Raw genomic sequence first — 24,548 nt, forward strand, 5'->3', positions numbered from 1 at the left:
TGGCTTGGAGCGCCGGACCCGCACAGGCAGGAATGTCTGTGCCACAAGGCCAGACCCAACCGACCGGTTCCCCCATTCGCACACCGCGTAACGAAAGGACCGCCCGTGACCGCAGCCGGGACCGAATTCGAGCAGGACAAGCAGGCGGTCGAGAAGATCCGCGCCGCCCGCGGCGCGATCGAGCGCGAACTCGGCAAGGTGATCATCGGCCAGAAGGAAGCCACGGAGCAGTTGCTCACCGCGCTGCTCGCGGGCGGGCACTGCCTGATCACCGGGGCGCCGGGGCTGGCCAAAACGCTCCTCGTCCGGTCGCTCGCGCAGCTCTTCCGACTGAAGTTCGCCCGCATCCAGTTCACCCCGGACCTGATGCCGGCGGACATCACCGGCACCGACATCCTGGAGGACACCGGCGACGGGCGCCGGCGGATGCAGTTCGTGAAGGGGCCGATCTTCGCGAACGTGATCCTGGCCGACGAGATCAACCGCACCCCGCCGAAGACCCAGGCCGCGCTGCTCGAGGCGATGCAGGAGCACCAGGTGACGGCCGGCGGGGTCCGCTACCCGCTGGACGAGCCGTTCTTCGTGCTCGCCACGCAGAACCCGGTGGAGATGGAGGGCACGTACCCGCTGCCCGAGGCCCAGCTCGACCGGTTCCTCTTCAACGTGGTGGTCGACTACCTGCCGGAAGAGGACGAGGTCGCGGTGGTGCGCCAGACCACCTCCCGGCGGCCGGCGCCCATCGAGCCGCTGTTCGACGCGGCCGACGTGCTGCGGTTCCACGAGGTGGTGAAGAAGGTGCCGGTGGCGGACGACCTGATCCGGTACGCCGTGCGGCTGGCCGCCGCCACGCGGCCCGGCCGGGGCGGCGCGCCGGACTTCGTGAACCAGTGGGTGAGCTGGGGGGCCGGGCTGCGGGCGGGCCAGTCGCTCGTGCTCGGGGCCAAAGCGCGGGCGCTGCTGGAGGGGCGGGCGCACGCCACCCCCGCCGACATCCGCGCGCTGGTCCACCCCACCCTGCGGCACCGCGTGCTGCTGAGCTACCGCGCGGCGGCCGACGGGGTCTCCGTCGATACGGTGATCGACCGCCTCCTCGAACACGTTAAGGACGCGCCCCGCTGATGCCCGCACCCGCGCCAACGCCGACCGCCGCGAACCGCCCGCCGTCGGGCGGGCCGGCACTCATCGACCCCGCGGCCCTGATGCGGATCAAGAGCCTCCAGCTCCGGGCGCGGGTGATCGTCGAGGGGTTCGAGAAGGGGCTGCACCGCAGCCCGTACCACGGGTTCTCGGCCGAGTTCAGCGAGTACCGCCAGTACACCCCCGGCGACGACCCCCGGTACCTCGACTGGCGCCTCTTCGCCCGCTCGGACCGTTACTACATCAAGAAGTTCGAGGACGAAACGAACCTCCGCTGCCACCTGATCGCGGACGGCAGCCGGTCGATGGGCTACGGGTCCGGGACGGTCACCAAGTGGGACTACGCCCGCACCGCGGCCGCCACGATCGCCTACTTCCTGTCGCGCCAGCGGGACGCGGTCGGGCTGGTGACGTTCGCCGACCGCGTCGTCGAGTACATCCCGCCCCGCGCCCGCCCGGGCCAGCTCGCGCACCTCACCGCGGCGCTCCACCGCGACCCCGGCGGCACCGCCACCGACCTGGTGGGGCCGCTCGGCGAGGCCGGTGCCGTCACCCGCCGGCGCGGGCTGTTCGTCCTGTTCTCCGACCTGCTCGTGCCCGCCAGCGCGGTTCGGACGGCGATCGGCGGCCTGCGCGCCGCCGGGCACGACGTGATCGTCTTCCGCGTACTGGACCCGCAAGAGGTCCACTTCCGGTTCGACGCGCCGGGTCTGTTCCGCGACGCGGAGACGGGCCGTGAGGTGTTCGTCGACCCGCGAACGGCGGCCGACGAGTACCGCGCCCGGTTCGCGGCGCACGCGGCGGACGTGCGGCAAGAATGCACCAGCGCCGGGGCCGATTTCGAGCAGCTCACGACCGACCGCCCGCTCGAACTGGTGCTGTTCGATCTGCTCCGGGCGCGCGCCCGGCGGGGCCGCGCCGCGGCCCGCAGCGCCCAGAACCGGGGGGGCGGCCGATGAGCTTCCTGGCGCCGCTGTACGCGCTCGGCCTCCTGGCCGTCGCCGCCCCAATCATTTTCCACCTGATCCGCCGGCGGCCGAAGGGTGAGGTGCCGTTCAGCTCGGTGATGTTCCTGACCCCGTCGCCGCCGCCCCCCGCGAGCCGGCGACGGTTCGACCAGCTCTTGCTGCTCTTGCTGCGGGCCGCCGCCCTGATCCTGCTCGGGCTGGCGTTCATGCGCCCGTTCTTCCGCCAGGACGCCGCGGCCGACGCCGGCGAGCCGGGGGGCCGCGTGGTCGTGCTGATCGACACCAGCGCGAGCATGCGCCGCGGCGACGTGTGGAAGCGGGCCGTCGCCAGCGCCGACGCCGCGCTGGCCGAGTGCCGGCCGACCGACCGCGTGGCCGTGTACGCGTTCGACCGCACGGTTCGCCCCGTTCTGGGGTTCGCCGAGGCCGACCGGCTCGAACCGCACCAGCGGGTCGCCGTCGCCCGGGACCGGTTGACCCAACTGACCCCGACCTGGGGCGGCACCGAACTCGGGCGGGCGCTCGTGGACAGCGCCGGCGCGATCCTCGAAGCCGGTGCCGGCGGGGCGCTGGCGCGCGGGAAGGTGGTGCTGGTCAGCGACCTCCAACAAGGGGCGCGGCTCATCGAACTGGCGGGTTTCGAATGGCCGGCCGAGGTCACGTTGGACCTGCGCGCGGTGAGTGGCGACGGCGGTAACGCCGGTCTGGCTCTGCTGACCGACCGCCCCGACCCGGAACCGGGCGGCACCGCGGCACCGTTCCGCGTGCGCGTGACCAATTCCGCCGGCGCGAACCAGGAGCAGTTCCGTCTCGTCTGGGACGGGGTGAACGGGCCTGCCGTCGAGGCATACGTTCCGCCGGGCGAAAGCCGGGTCGTGAAGGTCCCGCGCCCGCCCGCGGGCGGCCCGGCGCCGACGCTCCGACTCACCGGCGACGCGCACGCCTTCGACAACGCGCTGTACTTCGCCGGGGCACGGCGGCAGGAGTTGACCGTGCTGTTCCTGGGCGCGGACGCGGCCTCCGATCCCGCCGGTCTGCTGTACTTCCTGGAACGCGCATGGGGCGAAACGCCGGAGCGGGTCGTCCGCGTGGTCGCCCGCAAGCCCGGCGACCCGCTGACGTGGGACGACGTGCGTGCCGCGCCGCTCGTGGTTCTGGCCGGCTCTCCATCCACCGAAAGCACTCAGGTCCTCGACCGCTACCTCCGCGAAGGCGGGGTCGTGCTGGTCGTCCTGACACCCGCGTCGCCCGCACTACCGGCACTGGCAGGAGCGTCCGACAGTGCCGTCGAGGAGGCGCGGGCGGACCGCTACGCGATGCTGCGGGACATCACGTTCGATCACCCGCTGTTCGCACCGCTGTCCGGCCCGCAGTTCAGCGACTTCACCAAGGTCCACTTCTGGAAGCACCGGCGGCTCACAGACCAGCACCTCCCCGGCGCGCGTGTGCTGGCCCGCTTCGACGACGGCGCTCCGGCCGTTCTCGAAAAGCCGCACGGCAAGGGGCGGGTCGTGGTGCTGGCCAGCGGCTGGCAGCCGGCCGACAGCCAACTGGCGCGGTCGTCGAAGTTCGTCCCGTTGATGACCGCCCTGCTGGAGCTGCGCGGCGGCCGAGCGGCGACCGGCGTTACCTACCGGGTGGGCGACCGCGTGCCCGTGTCCGCCGCGAGCGGCGCGACCACGGTTCACAAGCCGGACGGAACTGCCGTCGCCCTGTCCGCGGATGCCAACGCGTTCGCGGACACCGACCAGCCCGGCGTGTACGTCCTCGACACCCCGACCGGTCCCCAGTCGTTTGCCGTCAACCTGGACCCGACCGAAAGCTTGACCGCGACCGTACCCGTGGAAACACTGGAACAGTTGGGGTGTCGGCTGGTGAATCGAGAAGCCGAAAGCCGGCGGACCGAAGCCGAGCGGCAACAACAGAACACGGAACTGGAACGGAACCAAGCGGTCTGGCGGGTGCTGCTTCTGGTGGCGATTGTCGTGTTACTCGTCGAAACCGGACTGGCCGGGTGGCGCACCCGATCGGGCCGGCGGGAGGTTGCGACGCCGTGAATGCCAACACAGAACTTTGGGCGGTGTTGGACCGCATCGGCGCGCGATTCCGCCGCGTCCGACTGCTCGGCGGGCTCGCCGCGTGCTGGGCTGTGCTCGCTCTGCTCGGGCTCGCCGCAGGCGCTCGGCTCGCCGCGGACGGGTCCGCCGCGGGAACGGGCCGGCTTCTGGCGCTCGCACTCGCGACCGCGGCCGTTGTCGTCGGGGCGGCGTGGTGGGCGGCGTCGCGCCGGGCGGCGCCCGATCGGCTCTGGGTGGCCCGCCGGATCGAGGCGCAGCACCCGGACCTGTCGGCCCTACTGTTAGCCGCGGTCGACCAGCACCCGGGACCGGACGGGCGGTTCAGCTTCCTCCAGGCGACCGTGCTGGAGTCGGCCGTCGAGCACAGCCGAGCACACGACTGGGACGAGGCCGTTCCGCCCCGCCGGTTAACGCTCACGCGTGTCGCGCACGGGCTGGCGCTGGCCGGGCTCGTGGTGGTCGTGGGGTGGCTCGGGTTCCGAACCGCGGCGACGGCCGGTGACAACGCCGGAGCACCGGTTGCGGGCGAGACGTTCGGGGCAGGCGCGAAGGTCGAAGTGGAACCGGGACACACCGAGATCGAGCGCGGGTCGGCGCTGGTGGTGACGGCCCGTTTCCGCGGGCCGGTCCCGGCGGACGTGACGTTCGTGACCGAAGGGGCGACGCCGGCTCTTGCACCGCGGGCGATGCAGCGCCAACTGGACGACCCGACCTTCGCGGCGTACGTCCCCTCCGTTACCGCCGACCTGACCTACCGGGTCGAGTTCACCGGCGGGCGGAGCGACGACTTTCGCGTCAAGGTGTTCGAGCACCCCGAGCTGCGGAAGGTGAACGCGGGTCTGGTGTTCCCGAACTATACCGCCCTGGAGCCGAAGACGATCGACGACGTCCGCCACGTCACCGCGGTGGAAGGCACCGAGATCACGTTGTACTGCCACCTCAGCAAGGCGGTCACCCGGGCGGTACTCGTTGACAAGCAGAAGCAGGAGCAGCCGCTCATTCCGCACGACATCGAGCGTCACGTTTACAAGATCACCCTGACCCCGACCGCTTCCGAGCGGTATCAGGTGCAACTCGCGGACGCCGACGGCCGCGCCAACAAGCTGCCGGCCGACATCACGATCAACGTGACCCGAAACATGCCGCCCGTTGTGACGGTGCCGCAACCCGGCCGCGACGCCCGCGTCTCGCCGCTGGAAGAACTGCCGCTCAAAGCCGACCTGCGGGACGATTTCGGGGTCGTGCGGCACGGCCTCACGGTCACGGCGGTCGGTCAATCTCCCCAAGAGGTCGTGCTGGGGGAGGGCGCCGGGAAGGCGGCCCCGAAGCGGGTGCAGCCCACACACCTGATCGACTTCGAGAAGCTGAAGGCGCAACCGGATCAGGTGGTGTCGTACTACTTCTGGGCCGAGGACATTGGCCCGGACGGCAAGCCACGCCGCACCTCCGGGGACATGTACTTCGCGGAGGTCCGCCACTTCGAGGAGATCTTCCGCCAGGGCGAGCAGCAGACCGCCGAGCAGCAAGAGCGGGAGCGCCAGGAGCGCGAACAGCAGGGTCAACAAGGCGGTAACGCCGAAGCCGCCGACCAGCTCGCGGAGATGCAGAAGCAGATCGTGAACGCCACGTGGCGCCTGATCCGCCGCGAGGTCTCGATCACCCCGACCGACAAGTTCGCCCCGGATGTCAAGCTGCTCGGCGAGTCGCAGCAGGCGGTCATCGATCGGGCCGGCGCGCTGTCCGAGCGCCTCCAGGGCGAGTCCGCCGAGCACCTCGGCCGGGCGGTCAAGTTGATGGAAGAGGCGAAGAAGCGGCTCGGCGAATCGGCGGACCAGAACGCCCCCGGGACGCTGCCCGCCGCGCTGGCGTCGGAACAGGCCGCGTACCAGGCGCTCCTGAAGCTCCGCGCCCGCGAGTTCGACGTGACGCGGAACAACTCCCGCCAGCAGCGGCAGAGCGGTTCGTCGGCGAACAGCAGCCGCAGCCCCTCCCAGCGGCAGCTCCAGCAACTCGACCTGGCCGACGAGCGGCAGCGGTACGAGACCCAGAGCGCCGCCCGCGAGCAGCGCAACCAGCAGGCCCAGCGGGACCGCGAGCAGCGCGAGAACCAGGAGTTGGCCGACCGGCTCAAAGAACTGGCCCGCCGGCAGACCGACCTGACCGACCGGGTGAAGGAGCTGCAATCGGCGCTCGAGCAGGCCCGGGACCAGAAGCAGAAAGAGGAGCTGCAACAGCAGTTGAAGAAGCTCCGCGACCAGCAGCAGCAGGTGCTCCGCGACACCGACCAGCTTCAGGAGCGGTTGGAGCAGGAGCAGAACCGCGACCGGCTGGCCGGCGCGCGGGAGCAGGTCGAGCAGAGCCGCGAGGCCGTCCGGCAGGCGTCCGAGGCGCTCGAGCGCGGCCAGTTGGGGCAGGCGGTCAACGAGGGCACGCGGGCGCAGCGGCAGCTCGACGCCACGCGCGAGCAACTCCGCCGCGAAACGGCCGCCCGGTTCGGCGAGGAGATGCGCGACCTGCGCCAGCAGGCCCGGAAGCTGGACGACGAGCAGCAGAAGCTCACCAAACAGCTCGACGAGCTGAAGCAGAGCCCGAAGCCGGGGCTGAACTCCGGCACGGACCGCGAGCAGGTGCAAAAGGGGCTGGAGGAGCAGAAGAAGCAGCTCGACCAGATCACGGATCGGGTGCAGAAGGTGGTTCAAGAGGCGGAGAAGTCGGAGCCGCAACTGGCGCAGGAGCTGTACAACACCGCCCGCACCGCGGCCGAACAGAAAGTCGGGTATTCACTGGATCTGGCCCGCCGGCTCGCCGCGGGCGGGCTCCCGGAGGCCGCCGACGCGTCGCGCAAAGCGGCCGAGGGCACCGCACAGCTCCGCAAGGGGATCGAGAAGGCGTCCGAGGCCGTCGTGGGCGACCAGACCGACGCGCTGCGGCGCGCCCAGCGCGAGCTGAACGACTTGTCCGACCAAGTGAACCGCGAAGTCGCCCAGGCGACCGGCCGCCCACAGCCAGGGCAGAACCAGAACCAACCGGGGCAGAACCAACCCGGACAGAATCAGCCGGCGGCTGCCGGAAAAGAGCCTGGACAGAATCAGCCCGGACAGGGGCAACCGGCCCAGGGCCAACCGGGGCAGAACCAACCCGCGCCCGGACAGGGGCAACCCGCGCAGGGGCAGCCGGGGCGCAACCAGCCCGGTCAGGGCAACCAACCAGACCAAAATCAGCCCGGGCAGGGGCAACCGGGACAGGGACAGCAGGGACAACCCGGACAAGGGAACGCGCCCGGTCGGAACCAACCGGGGCAGAACCAAACCGGCCAAGGACAGCCGGGGCAGGCGCAACCGGGACAGGGACAGAATCAGCCGGGACAAGGGAACCAACCGGGGCAGAACCAGCCCGGCACCCCGAACCCGCGGCGGCTGACCGATCCGTCCGGCCAGCCCGGCGGCCGTCCGCAGTTGGGCGGGCGTGAGCAGGGCGAACCCGGCGGAACGGGGGGCGGGGCGGCCGGCGGGCCGATCCGGGAAGAAGGCTTCCGCGAGTGGTACGACCGGATGCGGGCGACCGAAGAGCTGATCGACGACCCGCAGTTGCGCGCCGAGGCGGCGCGGATCCGCGAGCGCGTCCGCTCCGCCCGCGAGGAGTTCAAGCGGCACTCCAAGGAGCCCGACTGGGGCCTGTTCCAGAAGACGGTCGCGCAGCCGCTGAACGAGCTGCGCGACCGGGTGGGCGAGGAGCTGCGCCGCCGCGAGTCGCCGAACGCCCTGGTGCCGATCGACCGCGACCCGGTGCCGCCGGAATTCGCCGACGGCGTGCGGCGGTACTACGAGCGCCTGGGGAGCGGCAAATGACGGCACCGTCCGTTGTACTCGGGTCCCCGCAGTGGCTGATCCCGGCCGCGGCTCTGGTCGCGGTCGGGGCGTTCATGATCGTTTGGAGCGCCGCCCGCTGGCGCGGCCGCCGGTCGGTGGCCGTTGCGGCGGCGGCCCTCAAGTTGGCCGGCGTCGCGGCGCTCGCGCTGTGCCTGGTCGAACCGCTCCTGACCGGGTCGCGCGCCCAGCCGGGCGCGAACGTGTTCGTTGTGCTCGTCGATAACAGCCAAAGCCTGCGGGTCCGGGACGGCGACTCCGCGCGCACCGGGGGTGACCGGGTGCGCGCGCTGCTCGAAACGGACGCACGCTGGCGGAACCGGCTGGGCCAGGACTTCGACGTGCGGAACTTCGTGTTCGACACGCACCTCCGCGCGGCCGACGGGTTCGACGGCCTCGCGTTCGACGGCACGGCCACCTCGCTCCACACCGCCCTCGCCGCGGTCGCCAAGCGGTACCAGGGCCGCCCCCTCGCCGGCGTGATCCTCGTCAGCGACGGCAACGCCACCGACGCCCCGGACATCGACTGGTCCGCGCTGCCGCCCGTGTACCCGGTCCTCCCGCCCGAGTACGCCGCCCCGAAGGACGTTGCCGTCCGGCGGGTGACGCTCAACCAAACCAACTTCGAGGCCGCGCCGGTCGCACTTCAGGCGGACATCGCTACCCACGGGTTCCCCGGGCAGGCCGTGGTCGCGATCGTGACCGACGAAGCGGGAAAGGAAGTCGCCCGGCAAGAAACGACACCGACGGGGGCCGACGAGACGCTGACGTTCCGGTTCCAGTTGCGACCGGAGCGCGCGGGGGTCGGGTTTTACCGCATCCAGGCGCGGCTGGCCGCCGAAGCCGCGCTCGCGGCCGGCGCACCGTCCGCCGAGGCGACGCTGGCGAACAACAGCCGGCTCGTGACCGTGGACCGCGGCGGCGGGCCGTACCGGGTGCTGTACGTGTGCGGCCGACCGAACTGGGAGTTCAAGTACCTGCGGCGCGCGGTGGACGAAGACCCCGAGGTGCAACTGGTCGGCCTGGTGCGGGTGGCGCGGCGGGAGCCGAAGTTCGACTTCCGCGCGCCCCGCGGGCAGAACAACCCGCTGTTCCAGGGGTTCGAGCACCCGGACGCCGAGACCGCCGAGCGGCGGGACCAGCCGGTGCTGATCCGGCTCGGCACCCAGGACGCGGTCGAACTCCGCGGCGGGTTCCCGCAAACCGCCGCGGACCTGTACCGCTACCACGCGGTCATCCTCGACGACATTGAGGCCGCGTTCTTCACACCGGATCAACAGTTACTGTTGCGGAACTTCGTCGCCAAGCGCGGGGGCGGGTTCCTGATGCTCGGCGGGCCGGACTCGTTCGCGTCCGGCCGGTACGACCGCACCCCGGTCGGCGACCTCCTCCCGGTCTACCTCGACGGCGCGGCCCCGCCCACCGGGGGCGAACACCAGTTGGTGCTGAGCCGCGAGGGGTGGCTCCAGCCGTGGGTGCGGACGCAGCGCACGGAGGGCGAGGAAACCGCCCGGCTCGGCGCCATGCCACCGTTCCACACGCTGAACGCGACGGGGGCGGCCAAGCCCGGCGCGGCCGTACTGGCCCACGCCCGCGACACGTCCGGCAACACGCTCCCGGCGCTCGTCGTGCAACCGTTCGGCAAGGGCCGGTCGGCCGCGGTGCTGGTCGGCGACCTGTGGCGCTGGGGGTTGCGGCGGGCCGACCCGGCGCGGGACGATTTTGAGCGCTCGTGGCGCCAAACGGTGCGCTGGCTGGTGGGGGACGTTCCCGGTCGGGTGGAGGTGCGGGCGGTGCCGACGGCCGGCACGGCGTCGCCCGCCGTCGAACTGACCATCAAGGCAGCGGACGCCACGTACCTGCCGCTCGACAACGCGGGCGTATCGGTGCGTGTGACGAAACCGAACCGGGAAGAACTCACGCTGACCGCCGAGTCCGACGCGCGCGAAGCCGGCGTTTACGGGGTGAAGTTCGTGCCGCGGGAGCCGGGCGCGTACCGGGCGGTCGCGACCGTCACCGGACCGGACGGCGCACCCGTCGGCCGCCGCGAGGTCGGCTGGTGCGTGCAGCCCGAGGCGGACGAGTTCGCCCGGCTGGAACCGAACCGGGAACTGCTCGCGACAGTGGCGAGCCGGACGCGCGGCGAAACGGTCCCCGCCGACGGACTAACAGAGTTCGTCGCCGGTTTGCCGACCCGCCAGGCGCCGAACATGGCGGCCTGGGTGTCCCCGCTGTGGCACCGGGGGGCGTACTTCCTCGTCGCCGTACTGTGTCTGGTCGCCGAATGGGGCCTCCGGCGCCGGTACGGCTTGGCCTGATACGAAGGAGCAACCCGTGAGCGTGCTGGTCGCTGTAACGGCTGTGTTAATGGGGCTCGCGCCGGGCGACCGTCCGCACGTGCTGGTCGTGGTCGGGGCGGCGGGAACGCCGGAGTACGGAGCGGCGTTCCAGAAGTGGGCCGACCGGTGGGGGGCCGCCGCGCAGAAGGGCGGCTCCGAGTTCATGTGCATCGGCCGGGAACCGGAGGCGAAAGAGTCGGACCGGGACAAGCTTCAGGCGCTCCTGGCCCGGCTCCCGCGCGCCGGCGCGGCCCCGCTCTGGGTTGTCCTCATCGGCCACGGCACCGACGACGGCCGCGAGGCGCGGTTCAACCTGCGCGGGCCGGACGTCACCGCCCGGGAACTCGCCGACTGGCTCGGCCCGGTGAAGCGGCCGGTCGCGGTGGTGAACTGCACATCGGCCAGCGGGTCGTTCGTCACCCACCTGTCCGGGCCGGACCGGGTCGTCGTCACCGCCACCCGCAGCGGCAGCGAGTCGAACTACGCCCGGTTCGGCGAGCACATCGCGAACGCCATCGGGGACCCGACCGCGGACCTCGACAAGGACGGCCAGGTGTCGCTCCTGGAGGCGTTCCTGACCGCCTCCGACCGGGTGCGCGAGTTCTACCGGAGCGAAGGCCGGCTCGCCACCGAGCACGCCCTGCTCGACGACAACGGGGACAAGCTCGGCTCGGCGGCCGACTGGTTCCAGGGCGTCCGGGCCGTGAAGCGGGCCAAGGACGGCGCGCCCGTTGACGGCACCCGCGCCCACCAGTGGCACCTGATCCCGAGCGTGCGCGAGCGGGCGCTCCCGGCGGAGGTCCGCAAGCGCCGCGACGAGTTGGAACTCGCCCTCGCCGGACTCCGCGACCAGAAAGGTCGTATCGGCGAGGACGAATATTACGCCCGCGTCGAAAAGCTCATGGTCGAACTCGCCCGTCTGTACGCCACGGCGTCCCCCGTCCCGGTGCCGAAGCCCTGAACGCGACGGCGCGAGCCGGAAACTCAAGTCGTGATCTCTGGAGTGCCGGGCGGTGGGCTATAAAATGAGGGCCTGATCGAACCGCGCGCCCACAACCGATGGCCCGATGCCCTACTCCGCCCAGATCAGCCGAACGAACCCGGCCTGCCTGCTGTTCCTGATCGATCAATCCGGCTCGATGGCCGACCCGTTCGTCGGGACCGGCGGGGCGTCCAAAGCGGCAACCGTAGCGGACGCCGTCAACCGGCTGCTCCAGAACGTGGTGCTCCGCTCTGCCAAGGCGGACGGGGTCCGCGACTACTTCCGGGTCGGCGTCATCGGGTACGGCACCGCCGTCAAGGCCGGGCTCGGCGGCACCGCGCCCTTCAACGTGCTCACCCCGATCAGCAAGGTCGGCGATCAGCCGCTGCGGGTCGAGACGCGCACCAAGCTCATCCCCGACGGGGCCGGCGGGGTGCTGGAACAGAAGATCAAGTTCCCGGTCTGGTTCGACCCCGAGGCGGGGGGCAAAACCCCGATGTGCGAGGCGATGGCCGCGGCCGGGCTGGCGGTGAAGGGGTTCGTCGAGCAGTACCCAGACGCGTACCCGCCGATCGTCCTGAACCTCACCGACGGGCTCCCCTCCGACGGCAACCCGCAGGAGCACGCCAAAGCGCTCCGCAAGCTGGGGACCAGCGACGGCACCGCCCTGCTGTTCAACCTGCTGATTTCCGGTACGCCCGTGGCCCCGGAGTTCTTCCCGGCCGGGGAAGAGCACCTCACCGACAAGTGCTCCAAGCTCCTGTTCCGGATGTCGAGCGTGCTCCCGCCGCAACTGTGGGAGGCGGCGCGGGCCGAGGGCCACGACCTGAAGCCGGGCGCGCGGGGGGTGGTGCTCAACGCGGACCCGACCGCCATCGTCCGGTTCCTCGACATCGGCACCCGCGTCACGCCCTCCGGGAAGTGAACATGCCCGCCATTCGGCCCCCGGAGTGGGTCTGCGTAACCGCCCCCAAGCGCGGCAACCGCGAGGACGAGAACGAGGACGCCGCCCGCGGGACCGCGGACGGGCTCCGGTTCGTCGTCTCCGACGGCGCCAGCGAGGGCTGGGAGTCGCGCCCGTGGGCGGCGCGCCTGGCCGAGGCGTTCCTGGCCCGCCCGCCCGGCCCCACCGACTTCGCGGAGTGGCTGCGCGGGGTTCGCGCGAGCTGGGCCGCACCCGAGCCGGCCGGGCCGGTGCCGTGGTACGCGTCGGTGAAGCGGGAGCAGGGCTCGTTCGCCACGCTCGCGGGGCTGGAGCTGCGCCGGTCGCAGAACCCGGTCGGCTGGGCGTGGCGGGCGGTCGCGGTGGGCGACAGTTGCCTGTTCCACGTCCGCGGCGACGAGGTGCGGGCCGCGTTCCCGGTCGACACGCCGGCCGGCTTCGGGAGCCGGCCCCGGCTGGTGCCCAGCACCGGCCCCGCGTGCCCCGAGCCCGAGTGGCTCGCCGGCCGCGCCGAGCCCGGGGACCTGCTCCTCCTCGCCACCGACGCGGTGGCCGCGCGGCTCCTCGCCCCCGCCGCCCGCGACGTCGGCCTGGCGGCGGCCCGCGCGGCCCTCGCCGCCCGCGCGCCGGATGTCGTACTGAGCTGGTTCCGTGCGATCCAGGACGCACACAACGACGACGTGTCCCTGATCGCGGTCCGACTGCCCGAAGCCCCGGAGGTCGCGTGAGCTGGCCCCTGTCGCACGAGTTCAACGAGGCGATCCAGAACCCGAAGGTGGCGTTCGCCGACCCCGAGCTGCGGGACGGGGAGCCGGTGGTCGGGGCGGCCGGCCTGCCGCTGCCGCGGTCCGGCAACTTCGCGGACGTGTACCAGGTGCGCGGGGCCGGCGGGCGCGACTGGGCGGTGAAGTGCTTCACCCGGCCGGTCGCGGGGCTGGCCGAGCGGTACGCCCGGGTGAGCGAGGCGCTGGAGCGGGCGAACCTGCCGTTCAACGTCGGGTTCAAGTTCCTGGCCGAGGGCATCCGGGTGGGCGGGGCGTGGCGCCCGGTCGTGATGATGGAGTGGGTCGAGGGGCTGCTGCTCAACCAGGTGGCCCGCGAGGCGGCCGGGAAGCCGCAGACGCTCGGCGCGCTGGGCCAGATGTGGGCGAAGCTGTGCCGGCGGCTGCGCAAGGCCGGGATCGCGCACGCGGACCTGCAGCACGGCAACGTGCTCATGGTGCCCGGGAACCGGGCCGGGGCCTACGGGCTGAAGCTGATCGACTACGACGGCGTGTGGGTGCCGGCCCTGGCCAACGTCCCGAGCGGCGAGTCCGGGCACCCGTCGTTCCAGCACCCGGCCCGGGCCGCCACCCGCACCTACTCGCCGGACGTGGACCGGTTCCCGCACCTGGTGGTCGCCGCCGCGCTGCGCGGGCTGGCGGTCGGCGGCGCGGCGCTGTGGGAGCGGTACGACAACGGCGACAACCTGCTGTTCACCGAGGACGACTACAAAAACCCGGCCGAATCGAAGCTAATGCGGGAGCTGTGGGGGCTGCACGACCCCGCGGTTCAGGCGCTGGTCGGGCGGCTGGCGATCGCGTGCGGCCAGCCGATCCCGCAGACCCCGTGGCTGGACCGGATCGCCCCCGAGGGGGAGCCGGTGCCGCTCGACGAGCCCACCCGGCTGGAAGCAGCCGCGGCCCTCGGAATCGCCCTGTCGGTGCCGGTCGCGCTGCCGCCCGAACCCGGCGCGGAGCCCATACCCGAACTCGTCCCGCTACCCGTACCGGAGGAGCCACCTTTTACGGTCGTCGACGAAGAGTACGACTACGACGACGAGGATGACGAGAACGATGACGAGCACGACCATGAGTATGACCCCGAGCCGCAGAAGAGAACCCGCTCGACCTTCGAGCGGCCGAGGACGCGCGGGAGTAAAGCGCATCCGAAGGCAAAGGCCGGCGGCGGAAAAGTGATTGTGTTCGCGGCGATCGGTGCTGCGGCGGTCGTGCTGGTCGGTGCCCTCGCCGCGGCGGTGGTACTCGGCGGGGGCCGGTTCAAGCCGGACGGGACCGCCCAGACCCCGCCCAAGGACGCGCCGCCGACAGCCGCGGAACAGGGGGCACCGAAAGCCCCCCACGCGGGGCCGCAAACGGACCCCGAGCCCGAAATCCCCTTCACCGTACCGCACAGCGTCCCGTACCCGCCCGCCGGCGGGCGATACGGGCTCAGGCTGGTGTGGACCACTGCGGAAGATCTCGGGGGCGGGCTGTACCCAGTTTGCACCCTGAATTCCAGGCTGGTCGCGTTTCCCGGGGTGATGGGCGGCGACTCGCGCGGGGCGGTACTCGACGCCGCGACCGGGAAACGGGTCGCGCAGAGCCAGGCGCGCCCCGCGGCCGGTTCGTTCGATCGGCTCCAGCCGCTCAACGACGAGCGGTTCGCGGTCACGGCCCAGCACTCGCTGGCGCCGATCCCGGTCGTCGACGCCCGCACCGGACAGACGACCGAACTCCCTTACATCCCCGGGCCGCGACGCGTGACCTTCGAGCAGGTCTCGCCGGGCGCTCAGTACGTCGCGCTGTGCGTGCCGCCCCTGGCGCCCGACGTCGGCTCGTTCAAGCTGATGCGCACCAGCGACGAGCGGGTACTTTTGGACCTCCCGTGCCCGGCCGTCCGGGCGCACTTCGCCGCGGACGGAACCCGGGTGCTCCTGGTGGAGAGAACCGGCGCGTGCCGGTGGTTCAAGCTGCCGTCCGGCCGGCCCGACGGACAGTTCGACCTGCCGATCGCGACCGACAAGTGGCAAGGGGGCGGGCTGTCGGCCGTGTCCGCCGACGGGTCCGTACTGGTCTTCTCCGGGTCACTTCACGGGCACACCGGCGACGCCCACATTCTCGACGGCCGGACCGGGCGCGTCCGCGCGTCGATCGCCCAGCCCCACGTCACCACGCACCCGTCGTTGTCCGCCGACGGCGCGCTGCTGGTGGTGACCAGCTCGTCCCAGGGGAAAACGACCGTGTCGGTGCTGCGCACCGACACGGCGGCGGTGGTCGCCGAGCTGGAAGCCCGCCCGGGGGCCACGTACTGCCCCGCCATCCTGCCCGACGGGCGCGGCTTTGTTGTGAGGGTACACGTGCCGGGCGAGCGGCGGTCGTACGCCCAGCGGTACGACTTCGCCCCGGCCGGCGCGCTGCCCCCGGAAGCGACCGCCGGGCGGGAGCGGCTCAAGGTCGATCTCAACTTCCAACCGCAGTTCGCCCGGTTCAGCGGGGACGGGCAGGCGCTAACGGCTCACGCGGACAAGAGCAAGTGGTTCGCGCTGATCGACGCGCGGGCCGGCAAGGTTCGAATCATCCCGACCACCGGCGACCTTCGCGCGTACAGCTTCGTTCCGCTGGCGCGCGGCCGGGTCGGCGTGTTCGACGAGGGCACCAACGTCGTCCGTGTCCTCAGCGCGGAAACCGGCGCCCAAACGGACACGATCAATCTGCCCCAGTTCCCCGCCGGGTACGCGTCGTCCTTCCGCACGATCCGGCCCTCGCCGGGCGGGCGGTTCGTCGCGGTCGGTTGTTTGGGCGGGGTGCGTTTCAACCCGGAGACCAAGCGCACGGACGAGATCCCGGGGCCGGTGCAGGTGTTCGACACGCGGACCGGTAAAACCGTCGTCTCGACCGAGTGGTACGGGGACGTGATGCACACCGGGTTCGCGTTCAGCCCGGACTCGTCGCGCGTGCTGGTGATCGACCGGCGGCTCCGCGGGCGGTGGTACAAGCTGCCGTCGGGCGAGCCGGACAGCGAGTGGGTGTACGGCGGGGGGGCCGGGGCGCCGGCCGGAGCGGCCGTGTCCGTCGCCCGGCTGTCTCAAGACGGCCGGGCCGTGCTCTGCAACGGGTTCGCGGCCGGGCGGCCCGGCGCGTTCACCCTCGACGCGGCCACCGGCGCGCTGGGCACCGTGTTTGAAGGGGCTTACGGGATCGGCGAACTGTCCGCGGACGGCACGCGGGCGCGGCTGGCGGCGAACAAGCCGGGGCGGCACACCTCGGTCGTCGTGAACACGAGCACCGGGTCGGAAGTCGGCCGCGTCGAGATCGCCACCGGTCCCGACAGCGCGCCGAACGTCGAACTGGCGCCGGACGGCCGGGCGCTGCTCCATTTCGACGGCAGCAAGCGCGGCCCGCTGGTGGTGTACGACCTGGCCGGTGCGGCCGACGACCCGCCCGCACCGGCCGTCGGCGCGGGACCGAAGCCGCGCTGGACCGGCACCACACAGGTCACCGGCCAGGCGGTCCGACTGCACGCGGACGCGGAATCGGACCTGCTGCTCGTGGCCGGGTCCGTCGGCGGCCTGAATGCGTTCAAACTGCGCACCGGGGCCGCGGTCAAAATCGACACGGGCCGCGCGGTCGCCGAGTTCTACGACATGACCGGCGGACAGGTCGGCGTCCGGCCGCGTACCACGATGGGCGAGTTGTTGATCCTGGACGCGGCCACCGGGCGGGAAATCAAGAAGGTGCCGGTACCCGCACTGCCGCCCGAGAGCGGGTCGCCGAGGCCCACGCCGGCGCTGTCACCGACCGGTACGCACGTCGCCATCACCCACGCGAACCTGAACGCACCCGGCCCGATGCGGGTGATCGATTTGGCGACCGGCAAACCGGTGGTCCAACTCGACTGGGCCGGCGGGACGGCACACTTCACCGCGGACGGGCGCCGGGTTCTGTTGGCCGAACGGACCGGACGGTGCCGGTGGTACAAGCTCCCGTCCGGCGCCGCGGACGGCGAATGGGCCGGCCCGCCCGACGCCGACAGCACCCGGTATCAGGTGACGTCCATATCCGCGGACGGCGCGCTGGTCGGGTTCACAGTTCGGAGCGGGTCGTCCGGCCCGAACCGCGGGCCGGTGGTGCTGGACGGGCGCACCGGCAAGCCCGTCCACCGGTTCGGCGCCGACTACCGGCTCACCTCACCGGTTCAGCTCTCGGCCGACGGCCGCCGCGCGGCCGTGGCCCGGAGGCGCGACAGCGTGGACGTGATCGACCTCCGAACCGGCGCGGTACTGGTGCGCGCGCCGATACAAGCACAGACCAGCGCCGCGCCGTTCGCGCTGAGCCGGGACGGGGCGGTGCTGGTCACGGTGCCCGAAGCGAGGGCGGTCCACGTGTTCGAGGTGGACGCAAGCAAGCCGCCCGCGCCGGCGGCCAACGAGAACAACAGTTTGGGCAAAGCCGCTTCGCCCGGCCCGCCGTGAAGGCCCCGTGAACGGCTCGGGCGCACGTTGACCGGGGCCCACATCCGCCTTAGGCTTTCTGATGTTGTTTTGTTACTCGCGCCCCTCCCCGCAGCGGAGTGAGTGCCGGCGGCCGATTCGCCCCGCCGACGGAGAAGCGACGTGTCCGAACCAAACGAGCAGGTCACCGGGTTGCGGCTGGATCAGATCTCAACGCACGTCGCCACACTCGGCGACGCCGAGAAGTTCTTCGTCCGGTACGGCCGGGCCGTCGGCGGCTACCTCCGGGCCATCCTGCAAGACCCGGGGGCGACCGACGAGGTGATGCAGGAGCTGGTGCTCGCGCTGCTGCGGCGCGGGGGCGTCGCAAAGTGGCCGGGGAAGGGTCGGTTCCGGGACTACCTGAAGGCGGCGGCCCGGAACGCGGCGATCACCCACCTCCGCAGAACCGGCCGCCAGCCCGCGGCGGCGGAGCTGGGCGAGGTCGCCGACCCGCACAGCGCCGGCAGCGCGGCGGACCGCGCGCTGCTGAGCGAGTGGCAGAGCTGCCTGTTGGACCGGGTTTGGCGGGCGCTGGAGGGGCACGAGCGACGCACCCCCGGGAACATCTGCTACACCGCCCTCAAGGTGTTCACCGAGTTCCCGCACGAGCCGTCGCCGCGCCTGGCCGCGATCGCGACCCAGCGCACCGGGCACGCGGTTGGCGCGGAGGCGTTCCGGAAACAGGTGAGCCGCGCGCGGTGTCTGATGGCCGAGTTGATCCTCACCGAGGCCGCCCGCGGGGTGATCCCGCCGACCGCGGACGGGGTCGAAGCCGAACTCCACGAACTCGGGCTCTGGTCCTACGTCGAGGACCACCTCCCGGACGACTGGCGCACCCGCTTCTTCAGCGCCTGACGCCAGATGGTCAATCCGGCCGAATCGGTAACCGCAGACGCAGACGGGGCGCGACCGCGTGCAACTCCGCCCGTGCCATCTGTAATGTGGTGGCTCGTCGTCTCCAACAAAATGACCCGCACCGGGCAGGGAGTCTTGAAGGGAGGACAACCTACCCCCCGGCCCCCTCCCTGAAGGGAGGGGGTGGCGCCTGGAGTGCTGGTCCCGGTGCGGCCCACACACGCGAAGCGAAGCCCCATCTCCAGCCCCTTTCATAGGGAGGGGAGGAAAACACGGGCGAACTCGAAGCGTCGCGCGCTCCTTTAGCGCCGGGACCAGCGCTCCAGGCGCCCCCCTCCCTTCAGGGAGGGGGCCGGGGGGTAGGTTGCCTTCCCTTCAAGGAGGTGCCGGGGGCGAGGCGCAGGCGAAACACGTGCCAAACGACGGCCTCTCCCCTGCAACCCACGGACCGGGGGCACCGACGGGTCAACAACGGGACATCCGCTGGGGCTCACGCGGGCGTCGGACTGGCGTATCGCTGGCAGGTCGCTACCACGAATCGCCCGCCGCAACGCCCCGGTACGGGGGTTGGGCCGCGTGCCGTGATGCAAGCGTCCGAACTGCATGCGGAAAAAAGGTGGTCGAACATGCCCAATATGCGGATTGCTTCGGCTCAGGGCATGAAGCAGCGGTTTCGATTGAAGCGGCGGGGGGTGTTATCGAATGACTTCATGGTACGAACGGTGCGGCGCCCCCTCTCACCCGCCACGGCCGGAGGGCCTACAATGGCGGGTAGCCACGCCTCACCTGAGCTGTTAGCCTAGCGGGTGGAATTTATCTGATCGCGCCGCCGAACCCTCCCAGGCGCGAAACTCGCGTCCACACAACCGGTAACTCCGGGTCTGTCGCGTTCCGATGTGGCGACCGGGTTGAGGGAGCGTCATGCACACCACGTCCGTGACACTGCTGGCCCGTCTCCGCCAGACCGGAGACGGAGACGCGTGGGCGCGGTTCGTCCGGACGTACTCGCCGCTCCTGTACGGGTGGGCCAGGCGGATGGCGCTCGCGCACGACGACGCGGTCGACTTGGTGCAGGACGTGTTCGCCGTTTTGGTCCAGCAAATCCCCCGGTTCGACTACGACGGGCAGCAGCGGTTCCGCGGCTGGCTGTGGACGATCACCCGCCGGCGGTGGGCGGACCGCAAACGGAAGGCGAGCCTTCCGATCGACCCCGGGCGCGACCCGTCCGAACTGCCGGCGGCCAGCGCTGACATCGGACTGGAAGAGGCCGAGTTTCGCGCGCACCTGATCCGGCACGTGGTTCCGACCCTTCGCGGGAACTTCCATGAGACCACCTGGCGGTCGTTCTGGAAGCACGTTGTTGACGGCCGGCCCGTGACCGAGGTGGCGGCCGAGGAGGGGGTCACCGTGGCGGCGGTCTACAAAGCCAAGCTGCGGGTGACCGCCCACCTCCAAAAGGAACTGGCCGACCTGATGACCGATTCACCCGGCGACCCGTTATGACCCCGACCGACCCGTGCCCGCCGGCCGCCGAATTCGAGGCCTTCCTGCGCGGCCGGCTCGACGACGCCCGGTCCGACGCCGTGGAGCGGCACGTCGAGCGGTGCGCCCGCTGTCAGCGGACGATTGACGGGTTGAGCGTGGACACACGGCTGACGGACGCCCTTCGGGGCGACGACGATCTGGCCGGTGCCCTTTCGGACCCCGTCACCGACCCGCGGGTCGGGGCGATGGTGGCCCGGATCGAGGAGATGGCCAGCCAGTTCACCCCGGCCGGGTTCGACCTTCACCCTTCGGCCACCGGGTCCGGGAGCGAGTGCCCGCCGTTCGATCCGCCGCACGCCCCAGAGGACCTGGGGCGGATGAGCGGGTACCGCGTGGTGCGGTTGCTCGGCGGCGGGGGAATGGGACTGGTGTATCTGGCCGAGGACGAGGCGCTGCGCCGGCCGGTGGCGGTGAAGATCCTCCGCCCGCGGCTCGCCCGCCACTCCCGCGCCCGGGACGGGTTCCTCCGGGAAGCCCGGGCGGTGGCGGCGCTCAAGCACGACAACGTGGTGACCGTTTTTCAGGTCGGCGAGGCGGTCGGCCCGGACGGCACGCCGGTGCCGTTCCTGGCCATGGAACTGCTGGAGGGTGAGAGCCTGGCGGACTGGTTGCGGCGCGGCGAGCGGGTGCCGGCCGGATGGGCCGCCCGGCTCGGTCGCCAAGCCGCCGAGGGGTTAGCTGCGGCCCACGCCCGCGGGGTCGTTCACCGCGACATCAAACCGGGCAACCTGTGGCTCGAGGTGCCGGCCGGGTGGGCCGACCTGCCGCCGGACGGCCGGGCGCCGCTGCCGGCCGTCGCCCGCGTCAAAGTGCTCGACTTCGGACTGGCCCAGCCGGCCGGGATCGGGGACCGCGCGTCGGTAGCGTTCGGCACGCCGGCGTACATGCCACCGGAGCAAGCGGCCGGGCAGGAAGTCGATCACCGGGCCGACCTGTTCAGCCTCGGAGTCGTGCTGTACGAACTCGTGGCCGGCCGATTGCCGTTCCCGCGCACCGAATCAGACGAACGCAGCTACGCAACACCCGAACCGGTCGAGCGCCTCGCCCCGGGCGTGCCGCCGGGTCTCGCCTACCTGATCGGCAGGCTCCTGTCCCCCGCGCCCGCCGACCGCCCGGCCACCGCCCGACAGGTCGCCGCCGAACTCCTCGCGCTGACCACTGAGGGCGGGGGCACGGCCGGGCGTGACCTCCCCGCACGCCGTCGGTTGCGGCGCGTCGCATGGGCCTTCGGGCTGGCCGCCTTCGTGTTGCTCTTCGCGGGCATATGTCTGGCGGGTAACAAGTTCCGTCAGCCCGGCGGGCAGGTGGAGTCGGGACCGCTCACCCGCCCCGGCCCGCCGGACGACGAGTGGGTCGCCGCCGTCACCGCGCTGCCGGTCGACCGCCAGCCGGGCGCGGTGATCGACAAGCTCTGTGAACTCAACCCGGGGTACGACGGTCAGGTGGCCAAGCTCGGGTTCGAGAACGGAATGGTGACAGAGTTCGCAATCAAAACGGACGACGTGTCGGACATCCGCCCGCTCCGGGCGCTGACCGGGCTCAAATCCCTCTCAGTAACCGGTAGCGCCCCCGGGCTGGGGCGGTTGGCGGATCTGTCCGCGATTCGCGGCCTCCCGCTCACCGTCTTGAACATTTGGCAGAACCCCGCACTGACCGACCTGTCAGCGACCCGCGGGATGCAACTCACCGTGATGCAAGCCGGTGACACCGCCGTCGCGGACCTGTCGCCGCTGGAAGGGATGCCGATCAGCATTCTGGCGGTGAATAACTGCCGGGTGCGAGACGTGTCGCCGGTGCGGACACTTGCCAAGGTCCGCCTGTTCCGCTGCGACGGCTGTCCGATTGACACACTCGAACCGCTCGCCGGATCGAAGGTGCGGGAACTGATCTGCGATTTCCGACCGACCCGCGGTGACGCGGCCGTACTGGCGCGGATGCCGCAACTCGAATCGATCAACCGTCTTACCACCGCCGACTTCCTTCGCCGCCACGCCGCGGTTCGGTGAAATCGCAGAAAAAGTTCCGCGCGGTGTCCAATCCGGCCGGCTTCACACGAAGCTCTCATTCGAGGGCAGACCGGCCCTCCATTCATTCCTCTCCACATCCGCACTCGCCCACATCCGACACCCACCCAAAGGAGTGTTCATGGTCGGGGTACGCACACGGCCGCGGCGCGGCTTCACGCTGATCGAGCTGCTCGTCGTCATCGCCATCATCGCCATTCTCATCGGGCTGCTGCTGCCGGCCGTTCAGAAGGTCCGCGAGGCGGCCGCCCGCACCACCTGCTCGAACAACCTGAAGCAACTGTCGCTGGCCCTGCACAACTACGCCAGCAGTACCGGCGACAACAAGTTGCCGCCGCTCCGGATCACGCTGACCTCGGGCGGAACGAACAAGGCGAGCGCGATGGTCGCGCTGCTGCCATATGTCGAACAAGAGAACCTGTACCGCGCGCACACGACGGCCGGGGACGTGGCCGTGAACAAGGGGGCCGTGGTCAAGACGTTCCTGTGCCCCGCCGACGACACCGCCGGAACCGGCGTCGGGCCGAACGGCTGGGCGGGCAGCTCGTACGCGGTGAACTCCCAACTGCTGGCCGCCAAAGCGTGGTTCGATGTCACCAACGTGGACCAGCCCCGCTACTCGATCGGGAACGTCCCGGACGGCACGTCGAACACGGTCGCGTTCGCCGAGCGGAAGGTGCTGACCGAGGGCACGCCGTACACCTGCAGTCGCGACATGCCGTACGGCTGGAACAGCCAGGACAAGTACTACACGGCCGCGTTCGCGATGTACCAGACCACCTACCCGTCGTACTGGGCCACCACGAACTGGTGGTACAACGACCAGAGCATCCAGCCGGGGGTGACCGGGACCAAGGGCACGCGGTGGGGGGCGAACTCGTCGCACCCGGCGACCGTGCAGCTCGGCATGGCCGACGGGAGCGTCCGCGGGGTGAACCGCAGCACCAACATCCTGACCTTCTGGACGGCGGTGATGCCGGACGACAGCCTGGTCCTGCCCGCCGACTGGAACTAACCGGAGAACGCGCGTGACGCAGCTTTTTCGAGCGCTGGCTCTGGCGATCGGTGCCGGACTGGTGGGCGGGTGCGGGTCGTCCACTGGAGACGTGGACCAGCTCACGGGTCGGGTCACAATCGGCGGCCAACCGGCGAAGGACGTAACGGTAGTGGCGATCGGAACCGATCGGACCGAGGCGAGTGCCTTGACCGGTCCGAACGGGGAGTACGCGCTAACGAAACCGCCACGAGGTGCGCTGCGGTTCCGGGTAACGGCCCTGGTCCCGCCGCCCCCGGCCGGGGTTCAAGCTCCGCCGCCGCCACCGGGAACGGTGTCCGTACCCGCGAAGTACGCCAAACCGGACAACGAACTGGCGTTCACATTCGACGGCGGCCACCAGACCTACGACCTGGAGTTGAAGCGGTAAAGGTGTGAGCTCGGACACGGCTGACCAGTGCTAGACCGGTCAGCCGTGATATTGCAGTTATTACGTATCGTCCGGTCACTTACAGATCGTGTTCGTCCATATTTCTACTTGAACACAAGGCATTTCGGCAATGCGTTGCGAATAGTTTTAACGCCCGCGTCCGTCACCTGCGTGGACGTCAGATGCAACACTTTCAACTTCTTCAGCGAGGCGAGGCTTTTTACGCCCGCATCTGTCACCTGTGTTTTCTCGAGATGAAGCGTCGTGAGCTTATCAAGCGCGGCGAGCTCTTTTAAACCGCCGTCCGTGATTTTGCATTCCGACAATTGAAGAATCCTCAGCGACTTGAACGCTGCAATTTCCTTGAGACCAGCCTCGGAGATATCTGTCCCACTCAAATAGAGGCTGTGAAAGCCGTCAATGGCCGCGACCTGCTTCAAACCGACGCCAGTGATCTTGGCCCCATCCAAGCGGAGAGTCGTCAGCCCCTTTAACTTGGCCACGTTCTTGAATGCGGCGTCAGTGATTTTTGTGCCCATCAACCATAGTTCCGAGAGGCGCTTCAAAGGCACTAGTTCTCCGATGCCCGCGTCCGTCACAGCGGTCTCGTCGAGGGCGAGCTTTTCAAGGTGTGTGAGCTTCGCAACATCCTTCAGTCCAGCGTCTGTCACTTTAGTGCGGCTTAGGAGAAGCTCTGTAAGGCCCTTTGATGAGGTTAGTTCTTTGAGGCCCGCATCGGACACCTGCGTGTCGTACAGGGAAAGGACGGCGAGATGCTTAAAAGCGGCCAGTTCCTTCAGGTCGGCGTCGGCAATCTTCGTGCCCTCCAACCAGAGTTCTATTACCGATCCGTCCGAATTCCGCGTGATTTTACCTCCAAGTTTTTCAACGAACGCGACCGCCTTGCTCTCAGCACCATCAGCCCCTACCGGTGCAGACGAACAGAGAACCGACAGCACGACCAACAGCTTCTGCGTGACACACGGCATAATCGCTCCTCAAGGGATACATCCGGCGTCATTCTATCCCAAGCTGGACTTACGAGACAATTTGCGCCCAGCCAATTTTCCCCCGCTCGCTGGGCTTGACACTGGCAGGGCCGTTGTGGGAACCTCTACCCCCGTCAACACTGA

General features: G+C 70.6%; 15 protein-coding genes. 14 read left to right on the top strand and 1 reads right to left on the bottom strand.

Annotated elements, in window-relative coordinates:
• The first annotated feature begins 156 nt into the window (after positions 1-156).
• The 14 genes from GobsT_RS27560 (at position 157) to GobsT_RS27625 (ending at position 23,415) form a co-directional block, all read left to right on the top strand.
• Positions 157-1,119 carry an AAA family ATPase gene (locus GobsT_RS27560; RefSeq protein WP_417936411.1) on the top strand — a complete coding sequence of 321 codons (963 nt, stop codon included), beginning with the start codon at positions 157-159 and terminating at the stop codon, positions 1,117-1,119.
• Positions 1,119-2,096 carry a DUF58 domain-containing protein gene (locus tag GobsT_RS27565; RefSeq protein ID WP_010044399.1) on the top strand — a complete coding sequence of 326 codons (978 nt, stop codon included), beginning with the start codon at positions 1,119-1,121 and terminating at the stop codon, positions 2,094-2,096. The genes GobsT_RS27560 and GobsT_RS27565 overlap by 1 nt, the downstream gene beginning before the upstream one ends.
• A complete protein-coding gene (locus GobsT_RS27570; RefSeq protein ID WP_010044397.1) occupies positions 2,093-4,162 on the top strand; it encodes a BatA domain-containing protein in 2,070 nt (689 codons plus the stop codon). The genes GobsT_RS27565 and GobsT_RS27570 overlap by 4 nt, the downstream gene beginning before the upstream one ends.
• Positions 4,159-8,031, top strand: coding sequence for a DUF4175 family protein (locus GobsT_RS27575; RefSeq protein WP_148087892.1), 3,873 nt, complete (start codon positions 4,159-4,161; stop codon positions 8,029-8,031). The genes GobsT_RS27570 and GobsT_RS27575 overlap by 4 nt, the downstream gene beginning before the upstream one ends.
• A complete protein-coding gene (locus tag GobsT_RS27580; protein WP_010044393.1) occupies positions 8,028-10,367 on the top strand; it encodes a glutamine amidotransferase in 2,340 nt (779 codons plus the stop codon). Before GobsT_RS27575 ends, GobsT_RS27580 begins: the two co-directional genes overlap by 4 nt.
• A 16-nt stretch (positions 10,368-10,383) precedes the next feature.
• On the top strand, positions 10,384-11,349 hold the full coding sequence (locus tag GobsT_RS27585) for a hypothetical protein (RefSeq protein ID WP_010044391.1): 966 nt from the start codon (positions 10,384-10,386) through the stop codon (positions 11,347-11,349).
• Positions 11,350-11,455: 106 nt separating this feature from the next.
• Positions 11,456-12,295 carry a vWA domain-containing protein gene (locus tag GobsT_RS27590; protein WP_010044389.1) on the top strand — a complete coding sequence of 280 codons (840 nt, stop codon included), beginning with the start codon at positions 11,456-11,458 and terminating at the stop codon, positions 12,293-12,295.
• A 2-nt stretch (positions 12,296-12,297) separates the two neighbouring features.
• Positions 12,298-13,041, top strand: coding sequence for a hypothetical protein (locus GobsT_RS27595; protein ID WP_010044386.1), 744 nt, complete (start codon positions 12,298-12,300; stop codon positions 13,039-13,041).
• Entirely contained in the window at positions 13,038-17,546 is a 4,509-nt protein-coding gene (locus GobsT_RS27600; protein ID WP_109570840.1) for a hypothetical protein, read from the top strand. The genes GobsT_RS27595 and GobsT_RS27600 overlap by 4 nt, the downstream gene beginning before the upstream one ends.
• Positions 17,547-17,687: 141 nt before the next feature.
• Positions 17,688-18,422 (top strand): RNA polymerase sigma factor, encoded by a 735-nt coding sequence (locus GobsT_RS27605; protein WP_010044383.1) that lies wholly within the window; start codon positions 17,688-17,690, stop codon positions 18,420-18,422.
• A 921-nt stretch (positions 18,423-19,343) separates the two neighbouring features.
• Entirely contained in the window at positions 19,344-19,925 is a 582-nt protein-coding gene (locus GobsT_RS27610) for an RNA polymerase sigma factor (protein ID WP_010049557.1), read from the top strand.
• Entirely contained in the window at positions 19,922-21,973 is a 2,052-nt protein-coding gene (locus GobsT_RS27615; RefSeq protein WP_109570839.1) for a protein kinase domain-containing protein, read from the top strand. The genes GobsT_RS27610 and GobsT_RS27615 overlap by 4 nt, the downstream gene beginning before the upstream one ends.
• A gap of 139 nt (positions 21,974-22,112) precedes the next feature.
• Positions 22,113-23,006 carry a DUF1559 family PulG-like putative transporter gene (locus GobsT_RS27620; protein WP_010049549.1) on the top strand — a complete coding sequence of 298 codons (894 nt, stop codon included), beginning with the start codon at positions 22,113-22,115 and terminating at the stop codon, positions 23,004-23,006.
• Between the two features lie 13 nt (positions 23,007-23,019).
• Positions 23,020-23,415 (top strand): peptidase associated/transthyretin-like domain-containing protein, encoded by a 396-nt coding sequence (locus GobsT_RS27625; RefSeq protein WP_010049548.1) that lies wholly within the window; start codon positions 23,020-23,022, stop codon positions 23,413-23,415.
• 104 nt (positions 23,416-23,519) lie between these two features.
• On the opposite strand, the gene GobsT_RS27630 is transcribed toward GobsT_RS27625, so the two are convergent.
• The gene (locus GobsT_RS27630; protein ID WP_162097399.1) at positions 23,520-24,374 is read right to left on the bottom strand and encodes a leucine-rich repeat domain-containing protein; all 855 of its coding nucleotides are present in this window, start codon (positions 24,372-24,374) and stop codon (positions 23,520-23,522) included.
• Positions 24,375-24,548 lie beyond the last annotated feature (174 nt).

It is taken from the genome of Gemmata obscuriglobus (assembly GCF_008065095.1).
Lineage (GTDB): Bacteria > Planctomycetota > Planctomycetia > Gemmatales > Gemmataceae > Gemmata > Gemmata obscuriglobus.